Below are 12,058 nucleotides of genomic sequence, written 5' to 3' on the forward strand. Positions count from 1 at the left end.
ATTGCGTCATTGGCGCATTGAATAAATTTGCATTTAAAACATAAGGAACACTCCATATGTCTGAAGTCAATAAGTTTGACGTTGACGCGTTAGAAACCCAAGAGTGGTTACAAGCGCTTGAGTCAGTTGTTAAAGAAGAAGGCGTAGAACGTGCGCAATTCTTACTTGAGCAAGTGCTAGAGCAAGCCCGCCTAGATGGCGTGGATATGCCTACAGGTATTACTACAAACTATGTAAATACCATTCCGGCAGGCCAAGAACCAGCATACCCTGGTGATACCACGATTGAACGCCGTATCCGCTCTATCGTGCGTTGGAATGCGATCATGATCGTACTTCGTGCGTCTAAAAAAGACCTAGAGTTAGGCGGCCACATGGCGTCTTACCAGTCTTCAGCAGCATTTTATGAAATGTGTTTCAACCACTTCTTCCGTGCGCCAAACGAGAAGGACGGTGGTGATTTAGTTTATTACCAAGGTCATATTTCACCGGGTATCTATGCACGTGCATTCCTTGAGGGTCGTTTAACTGAAGAGCAGTTAGATAACTTCCGTCAAGAAGTAGACGGTAAAGGTATCTCTTCATACCCTCACCCTAAATTGATGCCTGAGTTCTGGCAATTCCCAACAGTATCTATGGGTCTTGGTCCAATCGCATCAATCTATCAAGCACGTTTCCTTAAGTACCTAGAAGGTCGTGGTCTTAAAGAGACCAACGAGCAGCGCGTATACGCGTTCCTAGGTGATGGTGAGATGGATGAGCCAGAATCACGTGGTGCAATCTCATTTGCAGCTCGTGAGAAGCTAGATAACCTATGTTATCTGATCAACTGTAACCTACAGCGTCTTGACGGCCCAGTAATGGGTAACGGTAAGATCATTCAAGAACTTGAAGGCCTATTTAAAGGTGCAGGTTGGAATGTGATCAAAGTTGTTTGGGGTTCTGGTTGGGATACGCTGCTAGCGAAAGATACAACTGGTAAGCTTCTTCAGCTAATGAACGAAACAATCGACGGTGATTACCAGACATACAAAGCGAAAGATGGCGCGTATGTACGTGAGCACTTCTTTGGTCGTTACCCAGAGACAGCAGCACTTGTTGCTGATATGACAGATGATGACATCTTCGCACTTAAGCGTGGTGGTCATGATACATCTAAACTATATGCAGCTTATAAAGCGGCGCAAGATGAGAAAGGTCGTCCAACGGTTATCCTAGCTAAGACTGTAAAAGGTTACGGCATGGGTGAAGCTGCGGAAGGTAAAAACATTGCACACCAAGTTAAGAAGATGGACATGTCTAGCGTTGAGCACTTGCGTTCACGTCTAGGTCTAGAAGATCTGGTTTCTGACGAAGAAATTACCAACTTACCGTACCTAACGCTTAAAGAAGGCTCTGCAGAGTACGAATACCTGCACGCACGTCGTAAAGCGCTACACGGTTACACGCCACAGCGTCTACCTAACTTCACACAAGCACTTGAGCTACCAAAATTGGAGCAGTTCAAGCCGCTACTTGAAGAGCAAAAGCGTGATATCTCAACGACAATGGGTTACGTACGTGCACTAAACATCTTGTTAAAAGACAAGGGTGTTGGCAAAAACATCGTACCAATCATTGCGGATGAAGCGCGTACTTTCGGTATGGAAGGTCTATTCCGTCAAATCGGTATTTATAACCCGCACGGTCAGAACTACACACCTCAAGACCGCGACATCGTTTCTTACTACAAAGAAGCAACATCAGGTCAGGTACTTCAAGAAGGTATCAACGAGCTAGGTGCAATGTCTTCATGGGTTGCTGCTGCAACATCATACAGCACAAATGACCTACCGATGATCCCATTCTACATCTACTACTCTATGTTCGGTTTCCAACGTGTTGGCGACATGGCGTGGATGGCGGGTGACCAACAAGCGCGTGGTTTCCTATTAGGTGCTACAGCAGGGCGTACAACGCTAAACGGTGAAGGTCTACAGCACGAAGATGGTCACTCGCACATTCAAGCGGGTACGATTCCTAACTGTATTTCTTACGACCCAACGTTCGTATTTGAAGTTGCGGTTATCTTGCAAGATGGTATCCGTCGTATGTACGGTCCAGAGCAAGAAAATGTGTTCTACTACCTAACGCTGATGAACGAAAACTATCACCAGCCAGCAATGCCTGAAGGTGCTGAAGAAGGTATCCGCAAAGGTATCTATAAGCTTGAGTCAAACGCAGGTGAGAAAGCACATGTACAACTTATGGGTTCAGGCACAATCTTGAACGAAGTACGTAAAGCGGGTGCAATCCTAAGCGAAGAATACGGCATTGGTTCAGATGTATTCTCTGTGACGTCATTCAACGAGCTTGCTCGTGACGGTCAAGACGCTGAACGTTTCAACATGCTTAACCCTGAAGCGGATGCAAAAGTACCTTACATTGCAACTGTACTTGGTGAGTCTCCTGCGATTGCAGCGACCGACTACATGAAGAACTATGCAGATCAAGTACGCGCATTCATGCCAAGCAGCTCTTACAAGGTACTAGGTACTGACGGTTACGGTCGTTCAGACAGCCGTGAAAACCTACGTCGTCACTTCGAAGTGAACGCAGGTTATGTGGTTGTTGCTGCACTTAACGAACTTGCTCAACAGGGCAAGGTTGAAAAATCAGTTGTTGCTGACGCTATCAAGAAATTTGATATCGACACAACAAAAGCTAACCCACTTTACGCATAAGAGGCAAAAACATGTCAATTGAAATTCATGTTCCAGATATTGGTGCCGATGAGGTTGAAGTAACCGAGCTCCTAGTAAGCGTAGGTGACACGGTTGAAGTGGATCAGTCATTGATCACAGTTGAAGGCGATAAAGCTTCAATGGAAGTACCAGCAGCTGCTGCGGGTACTGTTAAAGAAATCAAAGTTGTTGAAGGTGATAAAGTTTCAACAGGTTCTTTGATTATGATTTTTGACGCGGCCGGTGCAGAAGCGCCAGCGGCTCCTGCTGCAGCGCCAGCACCTGCTGCAGCGCCAGCACCTGCGGCACCAGCTGCGGCAGAGCTTAAAGAAGTACACGTACCAGATATTGGTGGCGACGAAGTTGAAGTGACTGAGATCATGGTTGCTGTGGGCGACGCAGTTGAAGCTGACCAGTCAATCTTAAACGTAGAAGGCGACAAGGCTTCTATGGAAGTACCAGCACCATTTGCAGGTACTGTGAAAGAAATCAAAGTGGAAGTTGGCGGTAAAGTGTCAACAGGCTCTTTGGTATTTGTATTTGAAGTTGCAGGCAGTGCGCCAGCAGCGGCTCCTGTTGAAGCTGCACCTGCGCCAGCGACGGCACCTGCTGCGGTAGCAGAAGCGAAAGAAGTACACGTACCAGATATCGGCGGTGACGAAGTTGAAGTGACTGAAATCATGGTATCTGTCGGTGATTCAATCGAAGAAGAGCAATCTCTTATCACTGTAGAAGGCGATAAGGCTTCTATGGAAGTACCTGCACCATTTGCAGGTACTGTGAAAGAGATCAAAGTAAATGCTGGCGATAAAGTATCGACAGGCTCTTTAATCTTCGTATTTGAAACAGCTGGCAGTGCACCAGCGGCAGCAGCACCTGTAGCTGCGCCGGCACCAACAGCAGCGCCAGCCGCGGCTCCTGCAGCAAAACCTGCACCGGCAGCTGCCCCTGCATCTGCACAAAAAGATGAATTTGTTGCCAACGATCAGTACGCACACGCATCACCAGTTGTACGTCGTCTAGCTCGTGAGTTTGGTGTAAACCTAGCGCGCGTTAAAGCCACGGGTCGTAAGAACCGTGTTGTTAAAGAAGACGTTCAGAACTATGTGAAAGAGCTAGTGAAGCAAGTTGAATCAGGTCAGCTATCTAAAGGTGGTAATACTGGTGGCGGCGAGCTTGGTCTAATTCCTTGGCCGAAAGTAGACTTCAGCAAGTTTGGTGAAGTTGAAGAGAAGAAGCTATCTCGTATTCAAAAGATCTCTGGTGCAAACCTACATCGTAACTGGGTACAAATCCCTCATGTTACACAGTTTGACGAAGCCGACATCACGACACTAGAAGCGTTCCGTAAAGAGCAAAATGTGCTGGCTGAGAAGAAGAAAATGGGTGTGAAAATCACGCCATTGGTCTTCGTAATGAAAGCAGCTGCAAAAGCACTTGAAGAGTTCCCAACGTTTAACTCTTCACTATCAGAAGACGGTGAGAGCCTAATTCTGAAGAAATACGTGAACATCGGTGTGGCGGTTGATACGCCAAATGGCTTGGTTGTTCCTGTATTCAAAGACGTGAACAAAAAAGGCATCATCGAACTTTCTCGTGAACTGATGGAAGTGTCTAAGAAAGCACGTGACGGTAAGCTTACTGCTGCTGACATGCAAGGCGGTTGTTTCACAATCTCGAGCCTTGGTGGTATCGGTGGTACGTCATTTACGCCAATCGTGAATGCACCAGAAGTGGCAATCTTAGGTGTATCTAAGTCTGAGATGAAGCCGAAATGGAATGGTAAAGAGTTTGAGCCGCGCTTAATGGTGCCGCTAAGCTGTTCATACGACCACCGTGTAATTGACGGGGCGCTTGCAGCACGCTTTACTGTGACACTTGCAAACTACCTGAGCGATATTCGTCAGCTAGTGATGTAAGATGAATCAAAACCGCTCAACCTAAGTTGTGCGGTTTTGTTGTATTTTTAGTGTCCTGTCTGATAATTGGACGGGACATTAGTGAGTGCGAATGATACACTTTCGCGCACAAAAAACTCTCTCTGTTGGATTTGCCCTAATTTGGCGACCGGCAGGCAAATTGGGTGCGGATACTCAGTTGAGTAGAGTCCCGTTCGAATAATAGTTAAGGTAATAACATGAGCAACGAAATCAAAACTCAAGTTGTTGTACTAGGCGGTGGTCCTGGTGGTTACTCTGCAGCATTCCGTGCAGCAGACCTAGGTTTAGATGTTACATTGATTGAATCCCGCGATACCCTAGGTGGTGTTTGCTTGAACGTAGGTTGTATTCCTTCAAAAGCACTTCTTCACGTCGCTAAGGTTATCGACGATGCAGCTGAAATGGCTTCTCACGGTGTAACTTTCGGTGCTCCACAAATCGATTTAGATAAAATCCGTACTTGGAAAGAGTCTGTAATCGGTCAACTTACTGGCGGCCTAGCTGGTATGTCTAAAATGCGTAAAGTTAACGTAGTTAACGGTTACGGTAAATTCACAGGTTCCAACACCATCGCAGTTGAAGGCGCTGACGGCACTAAGACAGTGACGTTTGACAATGCAATCATCGCAGCTGGTTCACAACCAGTAAGCCTTCCGTTCATCCCACAAGATGAGCGTATCATTGATTCAACTGGTGCACTTGAGCTTAAAGACGTTCCTGGCAAACTACTTGTACTAGGTGGTGGTATCATCGGTCTTGAGATGGGTACTGTTTACCGTGCGCTAGGTTCAGAGATCGACGTTGTTGAATTCGCTGATCAGCTAGTACCTGCTGCTGACAAAGACATCATCAAGGTTTACCAGAAGTACGTTAAGAACAAGTTCAACGTAATGCTTTCTACGAAAGTAGTTGCTGTTGAAGCGAAAGAAGACGGTATCTACGTTTCATTCGAAGGTAAGCAAGCACCTGAAGGTCAAGTGCGTTACGACAAAGTATTGGTTGCTGTTGGTCGTACACCAAACGGTAAGCTACTTGACGCTGACAAAGCTGGCGTTGCAGTTGATGAGCGTGGCTTCATCAACACAGACAAGCAAATGAAAACGAACGTTGACCACATCTTCGCGATTGGTGACATCGTTGGTCAGCCTATGCTTGCGCACAAAGCGGTACACGAAGCACACGTTGCTGCAGAAGTTATCTCTGGTAAGAAGCACTACTTCGATCCTAAGTGTATCCCTTCAATCGCTTACACAGATCCAGAAATTGCATGGGTTGGTGTAACTGAGAAAGAAGCGAAAGAGCAAGGTCTTAAGATTGAAACCGCGGTATTCCCGTGGGCAGCATCTGGCCGTGCAATCGCTTCAGCACGCACTGAAGGTCAAACTAAGCTTATCTTTGATAAAGAGTCAGGCCGTGTTATCGGTGGTGCAATGGTTGGTATCAACGCAGGCGAAATGCTTGGTGAGATCGGCCTAGCGGTAGAAATGGGTGCAGACGCAGAAGATGTGGCACTGACTATCCACGCTCACCCAACATTGAACGAGTCAATCGGTCTAGCTGCTGAAATTTTCGAAGGTTCAATCACTGACCTTCCAAACAAAAAAGCAGTTAAGAAGAAGTAATTTACACTTCTTTTTAAATTGAAAAAACCCGGCAATTGTCGGGTTTTTTGTTTGTTAAACGGGTGTATCGTTGTGAAAAGTGAGCTCCGATATGCTTATAAGCACGCTCAGCCATCTTTGTTCAACCCACTTAATACGCTCAAGCGGTCACTGTGACATTCGATTGCAGCGGATAACCTTGATACTCTTTGAGCACGGCTAAAAAGCTTTCTAGCTCACCGGTATCACTCCCTCTACTTTGCTCAAAGGCGATTTCGTTTTCAATTTGTGCTAAAAAATTCCTACTGCCAGAACTTTGGAGTTCACCATCAACCAATTTAAAGGTGTCATGAGGGAGCCTGAACAGCAGTCTATCATCACCTGTTGTCTGTATCAGTGCATTGAGCTCATTCATGTCGATATTGCTCATATCTATGGCTTTTGTATTGATCGACTGTGGTGTGGTGTTTTGAGGTAGTGTATTGCTATGTTGCGTTTTTCCCTTTCTATGGTGGTTCGTTGGGGCATATGCAGTGTATGAGCCATCAATTTTCATCTTGTTTCCTTACCCTTGTGTCGTTATTGCTTTAGATAAGCAAGATGCGTACACAAACTTCATTACGCTATTTATATTTAATGATTTATGTTCATAAGTTTGACTGGGTGTGAGTTTTAACGAAACTCAGGGGCATATTTGATTAGCAAGGCTCTCTTTTATATAACGGTGCGGAAAAGATTAACTGTAACTATGGTAGGTGTTGAATGTATCTATAAGGCGATATTTTAATGCTTTGGTACATTCTATGCAGTCACTTAAATTAAGACATAAGCGGTAAGAAATATATGTGAGAAAGATAATACTCAACATAGAAAGTGTCTAAATTTAATACTCTTCCTGCTGAAAAATGAAAGCTAATAGTAGCTAATTTTAAAACTAGCTAATAAAAGAAATTAGCTAAGTGATTAGTAGTGATTACAAGGAGTTTAAGGGGGGGGTTACTGATAGTGTTGCTAGCACCAGCAATTGCGTAAGTTTTCTCTTTGCTTAGATTTTATTATTTTGATTTTTATTTTATATGGCTATATTGTTGGTAATGAGGTTTTAATGGGCTTTTTAATTTTTATGAGTTTATTTTTTTAGTTATTATCTAATTAGTAGCTAATTTAAATAACTAGCTACTAAGATAATTAACTAATTAATTTTTTATTTTAGTACGCATTTAAAGTAAAAGTTTGTTTCGCCAATTGTAGTACCGCCAGCAATTTGATGAGTTTGCTTTTTGCTAAGATCTTTATTGTTAGAAAGTTCTTTTACTTTCTTTTTAGTCAATTTTAATTTCATTGTTAATTTTCCTTTTAAACTATTGTTTTCTCACCTTGGGTTGGTGAGTATTTAAAATATACAGTGAGTTTTTGAATGGGTCAATATTTTAATTAAACATTAATTATTTAATGCTTTGTGGTTTTAAATGTAAATAACATTAATATATTAATATTTTTTAATCGGTCTTGTTTTCTAAATAAATGAACTTCTGGCCTTTTGCTTGATCAGAACAAAAAACATAACGTAACCCAAGCGACAATGAAAAATAAAATTAAGAACTGCTCTGCCTATAATCGCGCATTGATACAGCGTGGCAATATTGCTATTTGGGTCAGTGATGACGCGACTTAACTCCACAATGGAAAATCACTTACAAACATGGAGGGCGTGGCCGTTCAAATAAATACTCTGATTTTGCCATTGAGGCTTGCCTGACACTTCGCTCTATGTAAGGGGGGGTTAAACTTTGTATATTAAAATGTAGTGGTTTACTTTGATTTACTTTTAACTTGGTTAGCGCTGTTAGTGTCGCGTCTTTTAAATATAATATCCGCCAGTTTATTCTCGATATGACAACAAAATAATGAAAAAAGTACTACCTGTATTCTTAGGGTTATCTCTGGCAGCATGTGGTGGTGGTAGTGATGGCAATAGCACGCCTAAAGCGCAAGAACAGCAACCAACAGTCAATAATTCAACGGCGACTGAACAACCTGCAACATCAGAGTTTGCACCGATAGTAGGTGTTTATGATGCAAGTTATGAGGGAGATAAAGCGGTTGCAGTAATTGATAGTCAGGGCAAATACCATATGTTTGACCACATAAATGATGACAAAGGTGGCAATAAAGACTGTTATGCTGCTGCAACAAAAGAGCTGCCTAATTATTCATTTAACGGCTTAAGCTTTAAATATGATGAGAACCTACGTCATTTCCAATTACAAAATGCAACGCCGTCACTTGCATATGAAATCAATGACAATAATGAAGTGGAATATATCATTAGCGATAATATGATGATAGGTGGCGGTACTTTGTCAATTAAATCTAATAATCAGCATATTGTGATCCGTAAAGATAAACTGGCTGTTTCAGTTGAAGATGTATTAGGCAAAAAATGTGCTTAATGCGCTGGGGGCGATAGCCCCCTTTCTAAATAGTTTAAAGCGTCAAAATGGCTTCAATACGCTTTAATTTAAGCTTATCCATCTCTACTTTTATTTCTGGCCCTTTTGCACCCAATGCAATGACCTCTTGTGCTTTAACATGACTGGCTGCTTTATATGCTTTGTTGAGTTCAACGGTTTTGGCGGCGCAGTTGTCATCTATGACACGTGCCGTGCTAATAAATACACTTAGTCGCTCTGGGCGACGCCATGCATCGAGTTGATTTAGAATGCTCATGATGGTGTCCGCTTGCCATTCACTGGATTGCAGTAATGGTAAGTTTGCTTGCAAATCACGTAAGCTATCGGCATAGGCTTTCGGGATCTTATGATCTTGCTCTAGATTGTATTGGCTCAGATCAGCTCGATATTGCCAAAGGCTAAACGCAGATCTTAAATAGGTATCATTGCTAGGATCTAAGCGCGCGAGTTGATCCGCTAATGTCTTAGCGTTTTCTTGATCCCATTCGGTTTGCCAAGGTGTGACAAATGGCAGGGCATTCAGATCCGCAAGCACATTGGCAAATATATAGATAGCACCATCTTTGAGTGACTTTTCTATCTCCATCCATACTCGCTCTCTAGTGAGTGTTTTAAGCTCACCCGCTTGAACCATGGCAGTCATTAACTGCATGGTTTCATCGGCAATGGTAAAACCTAAGTAGTGATAGCGCGCAGCGAATCTCGCAACACGTAAGATCCTCAGTGGATCTTCACTGAAAGCATCGCTGACATGGCGTAAGATCTTATTATCGAGATCTGCTTTGCCATGATATGGATCGATCAAATTGCCTTGATCATCTTGAGCAATAGCATTGACTGTTAAGTCGCGGCGGATCAGATCATCTTCTAGGGTAATGGTCGGTGCAAAGTCGCAAATAAAGCCTGTATAGCCTTGCCCTTGCTTGCGCTCGGTGCGTGCTAAGGCGTGCTCATCTTTACTCTCTGGGTGCAAAAACACAGGGAAATCTTTGCCAACTTGCTGATAACCAAGTTTGAGCATATCTCTGATTGTCGCACCTACTACAACATAGTCTCTTTCTAATATAGGTCTGCCGAGTAATTCATCTCTGACGGCACCTCCGACCAAATACACCTTCATAGTTATCCTAATACGTCATTATTTCATGTTTCACTATGGCACTATCATCTTGAGTTTAAAATGTTTGTTCCTAAATTTGTGAAAAATTCAGTGTCGATTAAGCAAACAATGTTTTAACTTAAAGTGATTTTTTGCCATTATAGGCAGCATTCTAACAATAAAGAGACAGCACGTGTATTTACGCTACTTTGGTTTAACGGAAAAACCGTTTTCAATTGCGCCAAATCCTGAGTTTCTATTTTTAAGTGATCGCCATAAAGAAGCGTTGGCACATTTAACCTATGGACTTGGTGATGCCGGTGGCTTTGTATTATTGACAGGGGAAGTGGGCACAGGTAAAACCACCGTGACACGCAGTATGTTGGCGCAATTACCCGAATCTACTCAGGTTGCGTTTGTTTTAAACCCAGCACTGTCTGAAATGGAATTATTAGCCAGTATTTGTGATGAGCTGCATATTGACTATGATGCAAAAGAAGCAACGCTGAAGTCATTAACCGATGTGATCAAAAAGCGCTTGTTAGATAATCATGAGCAAGGTGGCCACACCATGCTGATTATTGATGAGGCACAGCACTTGGCTGCAGAAGTATTAGAGCAGCTTCGTCTATTGACTAATTTAGAAACGGATCATAAAAAGCTACTGCAGATCGTACTGGTTGGACAGCCTGAGCTTCAGCAGTTACTACAACGCAACGAGCTGCGTCAGTTAGCGCAGAGGATCACTGCGAGATACCATTTACTGCCGTTGACTGAGTCGCAAGTGTTTTCTTATATCAAGCACAGGCTGAATAAAGCGGGTTGTCAAAACCATCTCTTTAATAATGAATCAGTTGCCTATATTCATCAAGTCACTGCAGGGATCCCAAGACTTATCAATTTACTGGCGGATAGATGTTTGCTTGGTGCTTATTCTGCTCAGCAGCAAGAAGTCACTAAGCAGATAGCGCAACAAGCTGCCAAAGAGGCTTTGCCGCTTAATTTGATCCCAGAACAACAAACCAAAAAGCTCAACGTGCCGATGTTAGTATCTGGTTGGGTGGCCGCGATGTTTGCTTGCGGTTTTGGTCTTTCATATATTTTTTAATGGTGTGTCATGTCTTATCTTGTTAATGCATTAAAACAATCACAACAACAATCAAAATCTGAGCAAGACTATGTACAAGCACGTCAATCTGCACAGGTCGCATTTTATAAACGTTTGAGTCTTGGGCTCGGAGGTGGGCTTATTAGCATTTGCGCGCTAAGCGCAGGGTACTTTCTGGGTCAATCGGTGCAAACACCTGAAAGTGATCAAACTCAGGTGGCTGTTGAGCCTCTATCGGGTGCTGGGGTAACCAAGGAGACTGCAGAGGGTGAGGCGGTTAAATCGGATTCTGAGGTTACTCAGGCTGAGTCCAATGCGTCTGAGAAAGCTGTCGCAAACAACACTGCACTTACAACCACCAATGTTGTTGCTGCCGCACCGGTTATGACCAACCAAATACAACAACCTGTATTAATGCAACAGCCTATGGTGCAAAACCAAATTCACTACCAATGGATGTCAGTGCAAGTGGGCTTTGATGCCAGTGGCCGGGCTGTTTATTCTCAACAGTTGGTACCTGTAAATAGTCAGGGACAAATCGTCAATGTACCAGTGCCAGCTCAAATGCCACAAACACAGCAATTTGCAACTGCAGGGCAAATTGTACAGCCAAATATGGCTTATACACAGCAGCCAGTCTCGATGCCTAATGCAGGGCAAGTTTATAATCCAAATATGGCACAAGTGTATACTGGATTACCACAATCTAATCAGTTTAATAGTACTCAAAGTCGTGAAGCAGATGAACTAGCTGGTGTATCTGATGAGTTAAAAAAAGCCTTTGCAGCGGCTGTGGAAGAAACGCGTCCGACATTTTCGGTGGGCTCAGATGAAGACAGTGACGTGGTATCTAGTAGTAGAGAAACAGCACAAGCGACGCCTGTTGAGCTACTTCCTTTGAAGTTGCAAAATAGTATTCCATCATTGCGTTATCAAGCTCATATCTACGCCACTGAGCCCGATAAGCGTTGGATCAAAGTGAATAACCGTGAGTTATATGAAGGCGATAACTTAGGTGCATTGACCATAGTGGAGATAACGCCTGAGCAAGCCTTATTTGATTTTGATGGCATTGAGTTTACTTTAAATGCCATGCAGGATTGGATCCCATAA

The 12,058-nt window shown here is 43.3% G+C and carries 9 protein-coding genes; 6 read left to right on the forward strand and 3 right to left on the reverse strand.

Annotated features, from left to right (window positions below; all coding sequences use genetic code 11):
• The first annotated feature begins 56 nt into the window (after window positions 1-56).
• The 3 genes from aceE to lpdA all read left to right on the forward strand — a co-directional run bounded on the left by aceE (window position 57) and on the right by lpdA (window position 6,285).
• Window positions 57-2,723 carry a pyruvate dehydrogenase (acetyl-transferring), homodimeric type gene (aceE, locus tag QNM16_RS15255; RefSeq protein ID WP_284021313.1) on the forward strand — a complete coding sequence of 889 codons (2,667 nt, stop codon included), beginning with the start codon at window positions 57-59 and terminating at the stop codon, window positions 2,721-2,723.
• A gap of 11 nt (window positions 2,724-2,734) precedes the next feature.
• Window positions 2,735-4,642: a pyruvate dehydrogenase complex dihydrolipoyllysine-residue acetyltransferase gene (aceF, locus tag QNM16_RS15260; RefSeq protein ID WP_284021314.1), complete on the forward strand. Its 1,908-nt coding sequence runs from the start codon at window positions 2,735-2,737 to the stop codon at window positions 4,640-4,642.
• A 218-nt stretch (window positions 4,643-4,860) separates the two neighbouring features.
• Window positions 4,861-6,285, forward strand: coding sequence for a dihydrolipoyl dehydrogenase (lpdA, locus tag QNM16_RS15265; RefSeq protein ID WP_063355718.1), 1,425 nt, complete (start codon window positions 4,861-4,863; stop codon window positions 6,283-6,285).
• 139 nt (window positions 6,286-6,424) lie between these two features.
• On the opposite strand, the gene QNM16_RS15270 is transcribed toward lpdA, so the two are convergent.
• Together QNM16_RS15270 and QNM16_RS15275 are read right to left on the reverse strand one after the other, a co-directional pair.
• A complete protein-coding gene (locus QNM16_RS15270; protein ID WP_284021315.1) occupies window positions 6,425-6,820 on the reverse strand; it encodes a hypothetical protein in 396 nt (131 codons plus the stop codon).
• Between the two features lie 648 nt (window positions 6,821-7,468).
• Window positions 7,469-7,606: a hypothetical protein gene (locus QNM16_RS15275; RefSeq protein ID WP_284021316.1), complete on the reverse strand. Its 138-nt coding sequence runs from the start codon at window positions 7,604-7,606 to the stop codon at window positions 7,469-7,471.
• Between the two features lie 565 nt (window positions 7,607-8,171).
• Here QNM16_RS15275 and QNM16_RS15280 point away from each other — a divergent pair.
• Complete coding sequence (locus QNM16_RS15280; protein ID WP_284021317.1) at window positions 8,172-8,717, forward strand: hypothetical protein; 546 nt, start codon at window positions 8,172-8,174, stop codon at window positions 8,715-8,717.
• A 34-nt stretch (window positions 8,718-8,751) separates the two neighbouring features.
• On the opposite strand, the gene QNM16_RS15285 is transcribed toward QNM16_RS15280, so the two are convergent.
• Complete coding sequence (locus QNM16_RS15285) at window positions 8,752-9,858, reverse strand: tRNA nucleotidyltransferase (RefSeq protein WP_284021318.1); 1,107 nt, start codon at window positions 9,856-9,858, stop codon at window positions 8,752-8,754.
• Between the two features lie 172 nt (window positions 9,859-10,030).
• Between QNM16_RS15285 and QNM16_RS15290 the strand changes: the two genes are divergently transcribed.
• Both QNM16_RS15290 and QNM16_RS15295 read left to right on the forward strand, forming a co-directional pair.
• Window positions 10,031-10,945, forward strand: a complete 915-nt coding sequence (locus tag QNM16_RS15290; RefSeq protein ID WP_284021319.1) for an ExeA family protein — start codon at window positions 10,031-10,033, stop codon at window positions 10,943-10,945.
• 9 nt (window positions 10,946-10,954) lie between these two features.
• Entirely contained in the window at window positions 10,955-12,058 is a 1,104-nt protein-coding gene (locus QNM16_RS15295) for a general secretion pathway protein GspB (protein ID WP_284021320.1), read from the forward strand.

The organism is Pseudoalteromonas umbrosa (assembly GCF_030125375.1).
In the GTDB taxonomy this organism is placed as follows: Bacteria; Pseudomonadota; Gammaproteobacteria; order Enterobacterales; family Alteromonadaceae; genus Pseudoalteromonas; species Pseudoalteromonas umbrosa.